The 12155-nt window shown below is 55.5% G+C and carries 13 protein-coding genes; 10 read left to right on the forward strand and 3 right to left on the reverse strand.

Annotation, left to right across the window (positions count from 1 at the left end; translation table 11 throughout):
- The first annotated feature begins 8 nt into the window (after window positions 1-8).
- From POR16_RS26055 to POR16_RS26075, 5 genes are all read left to right on the forward strand, one after another.
- Window positions 9-2174, forward strand: coding sequence for a type IA DNA topoisomerase (locus POR16_RS26055; protein WP_003436835.1), 2166 nt, complete (start codon window positions 9-11; stop codon window positions 2172-2174).
- 26 nt (window positions 2175-2200) lie between these two features.
- Window positions 2201-2968 (forward strand): hypothetical protein, encoded by a 768-nt coding sequence (locus tag POR16_RS26060; RefSeq protein WP_003436836.1) that lies wholly within the window; start codon window positions 2201-2203, stop codon window positions 2966-2968.
- A gap of 64 nt (window positions 2969-3032) precedes the next feature.
- Complete coding sequence (locus tag POR16_RS26065) at window positions 3033-3638, forward strand: single-stranded DNA-binding protein (RefSeq protein ID WP_003436837.1); 606 nt, start codon at window positions 3033-3035, stop codon at window positions 3636-3638.
- A gap of 305 nt (window positions 3639-3943) precedes the next feature.
- Window positions 3944-4678 (forward strand): StbB family protein, encoded by a 735-nt coding sequence (gene stbB / locus POR16_RS26070; protein ID WP_003436838.1) that lies wholly within the window; start codon window positions 3944-3946, stop codon window positions 4676-4678.
- Entirely contained in the window at window positions 4675-5247 is a 573-nt protein-coding gene (locus POR16_RS26075; protein ID WP_003436840.1) for a hypothetical protein, read from the forward strand. The genes stbB and POR16_RS26075 overlap by 4 nt, the downstream gene beginning before the upstream one ends.
- A 22-nt stretch (window positions 5248-5269) precedes the next feature.
- On the opposite strand, the gene POR16_RS26080 is transcribed toward POR16_RS26075, so the two are convergent.
- Entirely contained in the window at window positions 5270-5692 is a 423-nt protein-coding gene (locus POR16_RS26080; RefSeq protein ID WP_232428501.1) for a hypothetical protein, read from the reverse strand.
- 341 nt (window positions 5693-6033) lie between these two features.
- Here POR16_RS26080 and POR16_RS26085 point away from each other — a divergent pair, with 341 nt between their 5' ends.
- Window positions 6034-6759, forward strand: coding sequence for a plasmid mobilization protein (locus tag POR16_RS26085; protein WP_003436842.1), 726 nt, complete (start codon window positions 6034-6036; stop codon window positions 6757-6759).
- A 202-nt stretch (window positions 6760-6961) separates the two neighbouring features.
- Here the strand turns inward: POR16_RS26085 and POR16_RS27230 are convergent, their stop codons facing one another.
- Together POR16_RS27230 and POR16_RS27235 are read right to left on the reverse strand one after the other, a co-directional pair.
- A complete protein-coding gene (locus POR16_RS27230; RefSeq protein ID WP_032610008.1) occupies window positions 6962-7195 on the reverse strand; it encodes a hypothetical protein in 234 nt (77 codons plus the stop codon).
- Window positions 7196-7387: 192 nt separating this feature from the next.
- A complete protein-coding gene (locus POR16_RS27235) occupies window positions 7388-7672 on the reverse strand; it encodes a hypothetical protein (RefSeq protein WP_003436844.1) in 285 nt (94 codons plus the stop codon).
- Window positions 7673-7745: 73 nt separating this feature from the next.
- On the opposite strand from POR16_RS27235, the gene POR16_RS26930 reads away from it, so the two are divergent.
- The 4 genes from POR16_RS26930 (at window position 7746) to POR16_RS26100 (ending at window position 11610) form a co-directional block, all read left to right on the forward strand.
- On the forward strand, window positions 7746-8165 hold the full coding sequence (locus tag POR16_RS26930; protein ID WP_003436845.1) for a hypothetical protein: 420 nt from the start codon (window positions 7746-7748) through the stop codon (window positions 8163-8165).
- A gap of 764 nt (window positions 8166-8929) precedes the next feature.
- Entirely contained in the window at window positions 8930-10486 is a 1557-nt protein-coding gene (locus POR16_RS26935; RefSeq protein WP_304665195.1) for an LPD7 domain-containing protein, read from the forward strand.
- Window positions 10487-10615: 129 nt separating this feature from the next.
- The gene (locus POR16_RS26095; RefSeq protein ID WP_003407061.1) at window positions 10616-11266 is read left to right on the forward strand and encodes an AAA family ATPase; all 651 of its coding nucleotides are present in this window, start codon (window positions 10616-10618) and stop codon (window positions 11264-11266) included.
- The gene (locus POR16_RS26100; protein ID WP_003436847.1) at window positions 11257-11610 is read left to right on the forward strand and encodes a hypothetical protein; all 354 of its coding nucleotides are present in this window, start codon (window positions 11257-11259) and stop codon (window positions 11608-11610) included. The genes POR16_RS26095 and POR16_RS26100 overlap by 10 nt, the downstream gene beginning before the upstream one ends.
- The last annotated feature ends 545 nt before the right edge of the window (window positions 11611-12155 follow it).

The raw sequence follows: 12155 nt of genomic DNA on the forward strand, positions 1-12155 counted from the left end.
AGAACACCATGCGAGTATTCATTGCGGAAAAGCCCGCCCTGGGCCAAGTCATTGCCGAAGCGCTGGGCACCGTCATACGCAAGGACGGCTATTTCGAGTGCGGCAGCAACGATATCGTCACCTGGTGCGTGGGCCATCTGCTCGAACTGGCCCCGCCCGAGGTGCACAACCCCGATTATAAAAACTGGGTTCAGGCCGACCTGCCCCTGAAGCTGCGTCCGGCCAAGTACCAGCCCATCGCACGCACCAAGGACCAGCTGAGCATCGTCCAGCAGCTGATCGGTCGCGCTTCGGAAATCGTCCACGCCGGAGACCCGGACGACGAAGGCCAACTGCTGGTCGACGAAGTCCTAGTGCATTTCGGCAACACCGCGCCGGTCAAACGCATCCTGATCAACGACATGAACGCCAATGCTGCCCGTAAAGCGTTGGACGGCCTGCGCGACAACACCGAGTTTTTCGGCCTGTTCCAGAAGGCCCTGGCCCGCAGCATCGGTGATCAGTTGTACGGCTTCAACATGACCCGCGCCTGCACCCTGGCCGGTAGGGCCAAGGGCGTCAAAAGCGTGTTGTCAGTGGGCCGCGTGCAGACCCCGATCCTGGGGCTGATCGTGAATCGCTACCTGGCCAACAAGAGTCACGCCAGTGCGTTTTACTACACGGTTGCGGCAAGCCTGGCCGTTTGTGGCAGTCGTCCCCAGGCCCGCCTCGTGGTGGCCGCGGATGCCCCGATTGATGACAAGCACCGCATCATCGACGAGGCGTATGCCACGCAGGTAGCCGACGCGTGCCGGCAGAAACCAGCGAACGTGATCGAGGCCCGTGTGGAGGAGAAGCAAACGCCCGCACCTTTGCCGTTCGCGTTGCTGGACCTGCAGGTGTACATGAGCAAGACCCACAGCATCGATGCGGAGAAAACCCTGGCCCTGACCCAGGCGCTGCGCGAGAAGTACAAGGCCATCACCTACAACCGGTCCGATTGCAGTTACCTGTCCGACGAACAATTTGCCGAGGCCCCGCAGACCTTGAGCCTGCTCAGCGAAGCCCTGCCTGACCTGGTCGGGATGTTTGCCGAGGTGAATTCGGAACGCAAAAGCCGGGCTTTCGACGACAGCAAGGTCTCGGCGCACACCGCGATCATCCCAACGGCAGTGAAGATCGACATTGCCCAGCTCAGTGACGATGAGCGCGCCGTGTACATGGCCATCGTCAAACGTTACGTCGCGCAGTTCTTGCCCGAGAAGCGCTACCTCAGTGCCGAAGTGCGTTTTGGCGTGAACGGCCACACCTTCGTTGCGCGCTCCACCAAAGTGACGCAGCCCGGTTGGACGGCGCAGGTCACTGAAGAAAACGAGCAAGACGAAGATGCGTCGGACGCCGCCGAGGTCGCAAGCCCCTTCGATGCACTGGCGGATCTGAAAGTCGGTGACGCCGGAGTGTGCGACGGCATCACGGTGGCCAAGGAAAAGACCAAGCCGCTGCCGCTCTACACCGAAGCAGAGCTGCTAAAGGACCTACGGCGGGTCGCCAAGTATGTGAAAGACCCGCGCATCAAGCAGCTGCTGATCGACCGTGACCAGGGCAAGAAAGGCGAGAACGGCGGCATCGGCACCCCGGCGACCCGTGGCGCGGTGCTGGCCAAGTTGCAGGAGCGTGGTTTCTACGCGGTAGAGAAGAAAAAACTGATTCCCACCGCGTTGGGGCTTGAGTTCATCGCCGCGTTGCCAGCGATTGCGACCACGCCGGACATGACTGCGCTGTGGCATGAACAGCAGCAGATGATCGAGGCCGGTGAACTGACCGTCGACGCGTTCCTGGACGAACTGGAGGCCTTCATTGCAGACCAGGTGCAGAACATCGACCTGGGCAACGTGCAAGGCGACGGTAAGCCGGTGCTGGACAGCCTGAACGCCCAGTGCCCCATGTGTGGGGGTGAACTGGCCGTCACCCCGCGAGTGATCGGGTGCCGAGCCTGCGCCTTCAAGTTCCATCCGGAAGTCAGCGGCAAGATGTTGTCGCCTGGCCAGATCGAGGCGCTGCTGACGAATGGCAAGACCGGCGTACTGAAGGGTTTTCACAGCAAGAAAACCGGCAAGTCCTTTGATGCGGCCCTGAAGCTCAACCACGAAGCCAAGTTGGAATTCGTATTCAGCCGCAAACCAACCCGCGCATGACCCCCTCTACAAAGGAGGCTTTGGCTATGCCAGACGCAAAACTTCCCAAGGGAGCCTATGCCGCCCTTGAAGCGCTTCAGGCCCAGGCTGTAGCAGTAACAGCAACGATTCCAGGCAATGATCCTGAAGCCTTGGCATTGGGCCGCAAGGCACTTGCGGACGCTCAGGCACAAATGGCGAAACATCCGAATTGGGTGGCCAAGATCATCAAGGCGCTGCTGATAGCCCCATTCGACGAAGTCACCATCCTGACCGCAGACGCTGATTGGCTTGCACAGACCTTTACCGAACGTGTTGCTCAGTGGCCACCTGGTGACACGATGACTGCGCACTGCCCCAACTGCGAAACCCCCGCAACTGTCGATATCGCCAACGTCAGAAAGTGGGAAATGACTTGGCGTCCAGTGGATTGCGACACCTGTTTCGCCGAGTTTGAGTTGTCGGCAAACGGCACAACTGCCTTGATATTGGCCCCTGCTGCGCAGTCTTCGGCCCGGGGCCGCGAGCTGTTGAACACGACAATCCATTTTGATCCCGACGCCAGCAAAAACGCCCCCTACACCACTGCCGTTGAGATCTTGCTTGGTGGTGTGGGCCGTCTGATGTTTCCCGATGGCACCGAGCAGTTCGTGGACGATGACGCCGAACCGGCGCTGATCTATTCGCCACGCCTTCAGCCCGACGCCCTGGAGCGGTTCTGCGAAGAACACATGGATCGCTACGAGCGTTTTCATGAGGAACACGAAGCGCAATTGGCAGGCTTCGAACGTATCGCCATGGACGCCTTTTGGTAAGTCCATAGGTCTCGTAACACCCCCTCACATCCCTTTAAGCACTCATTGAAGAAGGAGCGCAATCATGGCGCGTGGCATCAATAAAGTGATCCTGGTAGGCACCTGCGGACAAGACCCTGACTGTCGTTACCTTCCCAACGGCACTGCGGTGACCAACCTGAGCCTGGCCACCAGCGAGCAGTGGACTGACAAGCAGAGCGGGCAGAAGGTCGAAAAGACCGAATGGCACCGCGTGTCGCTGTTTGGCAAGGTCGCTGAAATCGCCGGTGAATACCTACGCAAGGGCTCGCAGGTCTACATCGAGGGCAAGCTGCAAACCCGCGAATGGGAGAAAGACGGTATCAAGCGCTACACCACGGAAATCGTCGTGGACATGCAGGGCACGATGCAGTTGCTGGGTGGCCGTCCACAGGGCGACTACCAACAAGGGCAGACCGGCCACGGCAGCGGCGGCAGTGATCACCAGGAACCTCCTCGGCAGCAAGCCCCCCAACAAGCGGCGCCTGAAAAATCGTCCGGCAAAGGCAAAGCCGCATCAAAACCGCCACGTGCATCAGGCAAGCAGGCACAGGCCAAAGTGCCCGAACCGCAACCCGCTGGGGATTTTGACGGCAGTGATGACAAAATCCCGTTCATGGACCCCTATCGGTTCAACTGGATGCTGGTCTGACCCATCCGCACAGCGATCTTGCCCACGTCAGGTGCCGCGCTCCCGGCTCGTCGTGACGCGCTTTATCGTCGCGGCGAACGGAAGCACGGGCGCAGCGCACACTTGACGCTACCTCTTTCAAAAAAGGCTCACCTTGGGAGTGTGGGGTAGCTTCACCACCCCGCGCTCCCGAGGTCAACGCGGCCGTTGCGAGATGACAAGGGCCGCGCCCTTGGTGTTCAAACCGCCCGGCATCAACAATTTCAGATCAAGCACACCGGGTGGTGTTTACCCGGTGCGAACCCCTCTATTCAAGGATTACCCAGATGAAATTCATCAAAAAGAAAGTTGTGGTCATCAATTACACCGGCACCGTTGGCAAAACTACCATCGCGGCCAACTTGCTGTGGCCACGTATGGGCGGTGCGCCGCTCTATGCCATTGAGTCAATCAACGAAACGGCTGAGAACCTTGGCTTGGATGTTGAGAAGCTGCGCGGCGACGCGTTCCGCGAGCTGTTCAAGCGACTCATGCTGGAGGATCAGGCGATTATCGACGTTGGAGCGTCCAACGTTGAAGATTTTATGGCCAACCTGGAGGAGTTTGACGAAGCCCATGAGGAAGTTGATTACTTCGTGGTCCCGGTCACCTCGGGTACCAAGGAGCAAAAGGAAACCGTCAGCATGATTGGCAGCCTGTCCTCTCTTGGCGTACCTCCTGAAAAGATTCTTGTATTGTTCAATCGTGTCAAAAAAGATGTGAAAACAGAGTTTCCGATTATCTTTGCTTATCACCAGCGCGCCGGTGCCTTCACGCTGAATCCTGACTGTGCCGTGTTCGAATCTGCATTGTTTGATGCCTTGTCTATCCACCGTATCTCAATGCAAACCGTAATGGACGATGACACCGACTACAAAACACTCCTCAAGAATAAAGATGCCAGCGCACAAGAGCGTGATCGTTGGTCTGATATGTTCGGCCTGACGCTCTTGTGTAAAGGCGTCAATCGCAAGCTTGATCGAGTTTTCGCAGCGTTGTTTGACCTTGAGGTGATCAAATGAGCGAACATGAAACTATTCCCTCTACTGCACGTGATGCTCTGATTATTGAGTTGTTGAGCGACGTAGGCCGTTTGCACGATGAGGTTAAACGCATTCCGAAGCTGCTTGAGATATCCATGAGGGATTCACTGGATATTGTGGCCGACGCAGTAGAGGATGCGGAAGACACTGCGTTGCTTTTGCAAGAATCGACAAAGGAAGTTATTCAAGCGACTGCCGCCAAAGCTGGTGTGGACGTTGCTTTGGAAATGTCCACGGCCATTCACCAGAGTTTAGAGCGAGTGTTCGAACCTGCTTTGCAGCGCGCAGCGATAAAAATCGATGACTTGGAAAAGCGAGTCAGCGCTTTATCCGGCAATTTTCGTGACACCCAAGCCTCACGGTTCAACTATATTGTCCTGTCGGGATTTGTTGCCGTGAGTATCGCGGTGGTGTGTGCAATGGGGTGGGTAGCGATAAAGGCTCAGGACGTTAATGAAACCAATCGATGGTTTTATCACGAATACAAAAAACAGCAGGCTGTCATTGATACGCTACCGTCTGCCATTAAAAAACAGTTTGCGCAGTAACCACTGAGCTAATATATAACGGTCATGGCTTGGAAGTTCTGTTCGCGTCACTGATGACTTCGGCCCAATTCGTGTTTTCCACCTCCTCCCTGATTTGCTTCATGTTTTGCCTGAAGTTAGCTTGTGGCCTGGTCTTCTCGCCATTCAGCAATGCGGGTTTGCTGACCGCTGCGCTGTCGCTTTTTTCAGGTAGGGGGTATTTAACCTGTCCGGCTCGTTTGTGGCTTTTACGAATTCTGTACAGCGCCTGGTCGAAGTGACGAAGGCTGATTGCGAGTCCAGTATCCACCAGTTTCTGGTGAATCACCGTCCTGCTTACACCTGAGTTCAGAGCGTTTTCGATCACGTCATACAGGTCGCGAATTTGCGCAGTGTACGACCTGGCTTTGCTGTCCTGGGCTAGTTCTGCCAACGCATCACGCCGGTTTTCGGTTTCTTGAGCCACGATTTGCCCCTTGCTGCGTACAAAGTGATGTAAATGTGATGTAAATCTGTCGTATTCGAGCGTAACACTGATGTAGAAAAACGCAATGCAAAGTAATTCTGACGTAATCCCGAGCATTTCTGATGCAATTCTGATGTAACCGTGGGTTCATCCTGCTGACCCCCTATCTCGAATTCGCTAAACAGGCACGTTACCGATTGTCTACAAAAAAGAGCTTCGCCTTTTTCGTAGCCAATCGACGTGCCAAAGGGGATACCCCTTTGAAACCCCGCAGGGCGGGAAAGCGTCGTTGTTGTCGTTGTTGGTTGTCGTCATTCCAGGTGCCCCCAGGAGGTGATCTTGTGGCCGAAAAAGTGAACAAGTCGTGCCCCGTGTCATGCCGTTTCACGGATGAACAGTTCGCTCGGTTTGCCGAGGACATAGCTCAATCCGGCTTGAAGCCAGCCCGATTCTTTCGTGACCTGGTGATCAGCCGTTCGCCTACCTTCGAGCGGTCCGCAATCGACAAAAAGCGGATGCAGCAGGTATTCGAAAAGTCCGGACTTGCTCTAAACCGAGTTGCCTACTCCGCAAACTCGGCACCTTACAACGGCACCGTTTATCAAAAGCAGTATCTCCACTGGCTTAATAAGCTGAATGCTATTCAACAACTGTTGCTCACCGTGTTGTCCGATGCTGACCCGCCAAAATCGGCAAAGCCAGTCCATAACGGCAACCGTGGTTCACCTAACGTATCTGGCAAAAAAGTTCATATCATTCGGTTTCGACTCACCCAAGACGAAATGACCCAGTTCGATGACATGATCAAACGGGCGGGCTGTTCTGCATCAACCTTTTTTCGAGAGCTGATTTTAAATCCAACTCCAGTATTCAAAGAGTTTACCGGGTTTAGGAGAAGAATAGTATTCATCGTCAACAAAGCCGGTAACAACATTTCGCAGTTGGCTTATATCGCTAAATCAGCCAGTGACAGGGGCCTCATTACCGACAGTGTGAGAGACAAATGGTATGAAGCGCTGGTAGTCATCGAGACGATTTTATTAGCAGGTATAGAATATGCTGATTAGAGTCAGTGGCTATAACACTGGGGCGCAGGAGTATTTAGAACAAGGTAACAAGTCAGGCCGGGAGTTTACACGTGATGAATTGGACCATCGTTTGATCATTGAGGGGCAGCTCAGTGTTACTAGAGCTATCTACGAAAGTATCCCGGACCATGGCCAAGATCGCTACCTTACGTTCACGCTAAGCTTCAAAGAGGACACGGTGTCACCTGAATTGCTCAAGGCAGTGACGACCGACTTCAAGAACTTCTTTATGCATGCGTACAAGCCTGAAGAATTCAATCTGTATGCCGAAGCGCACTTGCCAAAAATGAAGACGGTCACTGATAGGAAAACCGGCGAGGTGATTGACCGCAAGCCACACATTCATATCATCATTCCGCGTATCAACTTGCTGAGCGGCAACGAGGCCAATCCGGTCGATGTTTATAAGAATCATGAGAAGTATTTTGAAGCTTTTCAGGAGCACATTAACCAGAAGTACGGTCTGTCTTCACCGCGTGAGAATGTGCGTGCGGACATTACCGATGCGGCCAGTGTTTTGTCACGTTACAAGGGCGACGACTTTTACGGCAAGAACCGCCAGTTCAAACAGCAGCTGGTTAAGCAGGTCATTGAGCGCGGCGTAACTTCACGCGCCGATTTTTATGCCCTGGTAGCTGAGCACGGTGAAACGCGCATCCGTAATGAAGGCAAGGACAACGAATACATTTCGGTCAAATTGCCGGGTGACGCAAAGGGCACGAACCTGAAAGACACCATCTTTCAGGATGCCTTCATTGTCCGGCGTGAACTGAAAAAACCACCGCTTGAAGCCAGTGTGATCCAGGAGCGCTTGCTTGCTTGGCCGCAGCGCGCAAGGGAAATCAAGTACGTCAACAAGGCCACCCCCAAGTTTCGCAAACAGTATTCCCAAGCTTCCCCTGAAGAGCGTGTTCGGCTATTGGCCGAGCGCGAAACCAATTTCTACCGAGCACATGGAGATGATTATGAATCCGTACACACCTGGCAACGACAGAGAGATAACCAGCGAAGTCCTGCTGAAACTACAGGGCGACGCACTGCGGCACCTGCCGATGGCTTGCAAGACCTGTCCGTCAGCGATGTGGCAGATCACAGGCAAGCCGGACCGACCCGAAGCCGTGACGGTGCGTTGTTACTGCCCAGTGATGCACACGTTCACGTGGGACAGTCGCAACCAGGAGGAGATTCTGGATTGCGATCATCTGTACCAGGAGGAGGACGAGGAAGGCGGGTCGGGTCCACAGCTGAGCGAGGAAGAGGAGGAAGCCAACCTGCCGCCGTTTCTCAAGAAACAAAGGGAACAGCAACGCCTGCAGGCGCAACAGGCCGACGACGAGCCGGAGCTGGAAAACCCCGAAACACCCGAGTACGAGCTGGACGTGTAGTCCCGCCTTATGCCCAGAACCCCCACCGTGTCGCCACCATCGCTGACATCGAGGAGCGGGGCCGACGCCTGTTTGACCCGCTCAAGTGGCCTTCTGACAACGCGCTGGTGTTCTATCGATCATCCAGCCACCCACAGGTGGCCGACCAGTTGCCCCGGGCGACGGCTGCGACGACAACGCCTGTCCAATCTACTGCCGGACGCAGGCCCCGGAGTTCAGGCAAGCCCCGCCCTCCCCGTCAATGGCGGCCTGGTGCTGTCCCGCCTTACGCCAAGAACCCGCACCGGGTCGCGACGGTGGCTGACATCGAGCAGCGCGCCCGGATGCTGTTCGATCCGCTCAAGCGACCTGCAGACAAGGCGCTGGTGTTCAAGCGGGCTTCGATCAAGGCCCTGACCGTTAACAAACACGCCTCCACGGTGGCCGCGTATTTCACGCGGCAGGCGCAGCACAACCAGATCGCTCCGGCCCACCGCCGGGCCATACGCCGGATCGATCAGCAGTATTTCGCGCTCAGGCGCGCCGTGTTCTCCGATCAACGCTTAACCCGCCAGGACAAGGCGCAGCTGGTTTCCGTGCTGACCTTCGAACGGCTCAAAGCACGTGAACAGTTCCACAAATCCCAACCCAATATCGAGGTAAATCTCATGGGCAGTGCAGCCATACGCAATCTACTAGATGATGAAAAAGAAGACCCAGGCTTCAGCATCAGCGGCGCGAGGGGCCCAGGCCGTGAAGGCGTGCGTGACCAGGTGAAGCGGATCATGGATCGCTTCGCCAAGCAGGTTGATCCAGTCGCCGCCAGTGAGCGGGCTCGCGACCTCAGCGCCAAGGATCTTTACACGCGCAAGGCCAAGTTCAGTCAGAACGTGCATTACCTGGACAAACAGACCGACAAGACTTTGTTTGTCGACACGGGTACCACCATTTCCATGCGCCGCACGGGCATCACCGAAGCCGGGGTGTCCGTAGCCCTTCAGCTGGCCCGGGAAAGGTTTGGCAGCACACTGACGATCAACGGCACTGCCGAATTCAAGAAGTTGGTGATTGAGGCGGTGGCCAAGAATGGCCTGGACGTGCATTTCACCGACAAGGCCATGAACCAAAGCCTGGCGGATCGCCGTGCAGAGCTGGACATCGAGCGCGGTGGCCAGAGCATTGGTCCTGCCACCGACTTGCCTCGGCACGTTGATGACGCCACACGGGACGTGCGGGACCAGGCGGATCGCCTAGGCGTTACCGTGCCTATCGAAGCGATGTATGGCCAAGGAAAAACGGCTGACCAGGTTAGCCAGGCGCTGGCCACCCAGCTCGACACTGTTCCCGAGCCGGAGCGCATTGCGTTTGTGGAGACGGTGGCGATCACTCTGGCCATTCCAGAGCGTGGCGAGCCCAAGGGCGACCAGGCATTTGCCCAATGGCAGTCGCAGCGCGCGCAGCCTGCAGCGGATTCCGCAGCAACGGCTACAACAGAAATGCAGACCGCTGTGCCAATGCCTTCAGACGCTGCGCCCGAACCGATGAGCCCAGAAGCTGAGATGCCTACTCTGGCCAACGACCCGGCCCTTCAAAGCCCCAGCGAGCTGGTCAGGCTTGAAGCGCAATGGCGTCGGGATTTCCCGATGTCCGAAGCGGATGTCAGGGCCTCTGACACGGTCATGGGCTTGCGAGGTGAAGACCATGCCGTCTGGATCATTGCGACGAATGACAAGACGCCTGAGGCCGCTGCCATGCTGACGGCTTACATGGAAAACGACAGCTACCGCGAAGCGTTCAAAGCCAGCATTGTCGCTGCTTACAAGCAAGTCGAAAACTCGCCTAAGTTGGTCGATGACTTGGACCACCTCACGGCGATGGCTGCCCAGATAGTCAATGAGGTGGAAGACCGCTTGTACCCGGCCCCTCAAGCTTCATCCGAGTCCACGAACAAGATCATCGAGGGCACGCTTATCGAGCATGGGGAAGCACCGTATCAGCACAATGACGACAACCAGATGAGCTACTTCGTGACTCTCAAGCCAGAGGGCAGTAAGCCTCGCACGGTGTGGGGCGTAGGGCTGGCAGAGGCCATGAGCGAAGCAGATCTGAAACAAGGCGACCAGGTCCGTTTGGAAGACCTGGGCACCCAGCCGGTCGTGGTGCAGGTCATCGAAGAGAACGGCACTGTCACGGACAAAACGGTCAACCGCCGCGAATGGTCAGCGCAGCCGGTCGCGCCTGAACGGGAAGTGGCCGAGACCACGCCCAAGGGGCAGGCCGCAGCAGCAGGTACACCGGAGCTGTCATCCCCTGATGAAGATGATGGTATGAGTGTGGATTGAACCGAGTGAAAACCCACCTCCTTGTATGGAGGTGGGTCCTTTCCAGGCGACTCAGCAGATTCCTCGTAGCAAATATTTCATAACTTATGTAAGTTATGTCACTTCAATAATCAGTCTCAAGGGCAGTTCATGATCTTACTTTTAGGTGGTGAAAAAGGCGGCAGCGGTAAAAGCTGTCTGGCTCAAAACCTGGCCGTCTGGCTGCAGGCTCGCGGAGGTGACGTCCTGCTTCTAGATGCCGACCCTCAGGGCACAACCGCAGACTGGGCTGCTGAACGCTCTGCACAGGGAGACCTCCCTGCGATTCCTGTTGTGCAAGCACACGGCAATATTCGTCAAACGCTGACAGACCTTCGGGGCCGGTACAGGCAAATTGTGGTCGATGCTGGAGGATCTGATTCGGAGGCACTGCGGTCAGCTATGACGGTAGCAACTCATATGTTGATCCCTTTCCGGCCCAAGCGACGAGATCTTAAGACCCTTCCAAAGGTCGACAACCTGGCACGATTGGCTACTGCAGTGAACCCAGCATTGAACGTGCGTGCAGTGATCACCCAATGCCCTGCCCTTCCTAGCCAGATACAACGGATATTGGATGCCAAAGAAGCATGCCGCTCCTTCGGCATTCAACCTCTTGACGCTATTACTACAGCTCGCAATGTCTACGACGATGCGGATGAAGACGGATGTTCGGTCTTGGAAAGCAACTCTGACGCACGTGCTAAAGAAGAAATAGAGACGCTGGCAGCAGAGCTTTGGGGGGCTGCAAAATGGGATTGAAAGATTTGATTCGTAAGCCAGAGCAGGTCTCCCCGTCTTCGGAGACCAACGACGAAGCAGCACTGGCATTTATATCTGCTGCACCTGTTAGTGCCACCCCCGAGCCTAAGCGTAAGCGTAAGAAAGCTTCTACGTTCGTGCGTACTACTTTTTCCCTTTCCAAAGACGTCAACAGGCAGATAGATAAGATTTCTCTATTGCCACGGACCTTCCGCATATCTCGATCCGATGTAATTCGGGCTGGGATCATGGCCCTCCAGGAGCTGGATAAGGCTGATCTGATTGCGTTGCTAGAGAATGCATCGAATGCTGAACCCATTACCGATTTTACGGAAGACGAGTAAGTGTCTTAACTTACGTAAGTTATTTCAGTTGCATAAATTACTTCATTTGTATTGCTGAGAGCCACGTGCCGCAAGGCCTATAGCCATTCGCACTATGATAAAAATCTGTGCAATATCAGCTGTAAAAAATGGCATTTTCATTGCGGATGGAGAACCCGGGTGGTAGTGTTCACGCACTTTGCCTGCCCACTGTTGCTGGCATGCCACATTTTTCATGCTCGAATGAGCGTAGACGGGAAAATTTCTAACGATTTAGCCAAATAGCAGAAACCAAAAAGCCCCGGTTGGCGCCGGGGCTTTTTGGAAAAACTTGAACAGGCCGTTTGGTTGCGGAGTACCTGTTCAACACACATAACGTGAGCTGATTATGGCGTTCACTACGGTTTTGTGCAAGCCGTCAAAAGTGAAGCCTTCAGTTCACCGCTGAACGGTGGACTTATGGAAAAGATTCTTCAGCGGCTGCGCGTCCTTGATGACAGCACCCTGCCCTCCCAGTTGGCCCCTTGCGTCACACCCTTTCACCGCGTTGGCCAAGGCGGTGAAGC

Origin of the sequence: Pseudomonas coronafaciens pv. oryzae str. 1_6, from assembly GCF_000156995.2 — a bacterium.
Classification (GTDB): Bacteria; Pseudomonadota; Gammaproteobacteria; order Pseudomonadales; family Pseudomonadaceae; genus Aquipseudomonas; species Aquipseudomonas tremae.

Coding starts and splice junctions, on each gene's coding strand:
- POR16_RS26065 (WP_003436837.1), top strand. CDS start 3,033: ATGGCGCGTGGCATCAATAAAGTGATCCTGGTAGGCACCTGCGGACAA.
- POR16_RS26095 (WP_003407061.1), top strand. CDS start 10,616: ATGATCTTACTTTTAGGTGGTGAAAAAGGCGGCAGCGGTAAAAGCTGT.
- POR16_RS26060 (WP_003436836.1), top strand. CDS start 2,201: ATGCCAGACGCAAAACTTCCCAAGGGAGCCTATGCCGCCCTTGAAGCG.
- POR16_RS26075 (WP_003436840.1), top strand. CDS start 4,675: ATGAGCGAACATGAAACTATTCCCTCTACTGCACGTGATGCTCTGATT.
- POR16_RS26930 (WP_003436845.1), top strand. CDS start 7,746: ATGAATCCGTACACACCTGGCAACGACAGAGAGATAACCAGCGAAGTC.
- stbB (WP_003436838.1), top strand. CDS start 3,944: ATGAAATTCATCAAAAAGAAAGTTGTGGTCATCAATTACACCGGCACC.
- POR16_RS27230 (WP_032610008.1), bottom strand. CDS start 7,195: ATGATTCTTATAAACATCGACCGGATTGGCCTCGTTGCCGCTCAGCAA.
- POR16_RS26055 (WP_003436835.1), top strand. CDS start 9: ATGCGAGTATTCATTGCGGAAAAGCCCGCCCTGGGCCAAGTCATTGCC.
- POR16_RS26100 (WP_003436847.1), top strand. CDS start 11,257: ATGGGATTGAAAGATTTGATTCGTAAGCCAGAGCAGGTCTCCCCGTCT.
- POR16_RS26935 (WP_304665195.1), top strand. CDS start 8,930: ATGGATCGCTTCGCCAAGCAGGTTGATCCAGTCGCCGCCAGTGAGCGG.